This is a genomic window from Streptomyces olivaceoviridis (assembly GCF_014650115.1).
Classification (GTDB): Bacteria; Actinomycetota; Actinomycetes; order Streptomycetales; family Streptomycetaceae; genus Streptomyces; species Streptomyces olivaceoviridis.
This window is the reverse complement of sequence record NZ_BMUI01000116.1, coordinates 1-767: the sequence shown is the minus strand read 5'-3', so window position 1 is coordinate 767 and position 767 is coordinate 1. Positions and strand designations below refer to the sequence as shown.

The window sequence follows — 767 nt, the reverse complement described above, 5'->3', positions numbered from 1 at the left end:
CCGCGCTCACCATGCTGGCGTACAAGCTGTGGCAGCACGACCAGCGCTCCCGTAAGGGCGTGAAGGGGGGTGCGGTGAGGTGAAGGACGGTGTGAACGGCGTCGCGCTCGGCGTCTTCGTCTTCTTCTTCCTGGCCGTCACGGTCATTGGGTTCATGGCCGCGCGCTGGCGCAGGGCCGAGAACGAGCACTCGCTGGACGAGTGGGGTCTGGGCGGCCGGTCCTTCGGCACCTGGATCACCTGGTTCCTGCTGGGCGGTGACCTGTACACGGCGTACACCTTCGTCGCCGTCCCCGCGGCGATCTACGCGGCGGGCGCGGCCGGGTTCTTCGCGGTGCCGTACACGATCCTGGTGTACCCGCTGATCTTCACGTTCCTGCCCCGTCTGTGGTCGGTCTCGCACAAGCACGGCTACGTGACCACCTCGGACTTCGTGCGCGGCCGGTTCGGCTCGAAGGGCCTGTCGCTGGCGGTGGCGGTGACCGGCATCCTGGCGACGATGCCGTACATCGCGCTCCAGCTCGTCGGCATCCAGGCCGTGCTGGACGTGATGGGCGTCGGCGGCGGCGAGAACACCAACTGGTTCGTGAAGGACCTGCCGCTGCTCATCGCCTTCGGTGTGCTGGCGGCCTACACCTACTCCTCCGGCCTGCGCGCCCCCGCGCTGATCGCGTTCGTCAAGGACGCGCTGATCTACATCGTCATCGCGGTCGCGATCATCTACATCCCGATCAAGCTGGGCGGGTTCGACGACATCTTCGCCAAGG

At 67.1% G+C, this 767-nt stretch carries 1 protein-coding gene; it reads left to right on the top strand.

What is annotated here, in order from left to right:
* Positions 1–79: 79 nt before the first annotated feature.
* A partial coding sequence (locus IE273_RS43150; RefSeq protein ID WP_444545944.1) for a sodium:solute symporter family transporter occupies positions 80–767 on the top strand: 688 nt, incomplete at its 3' end.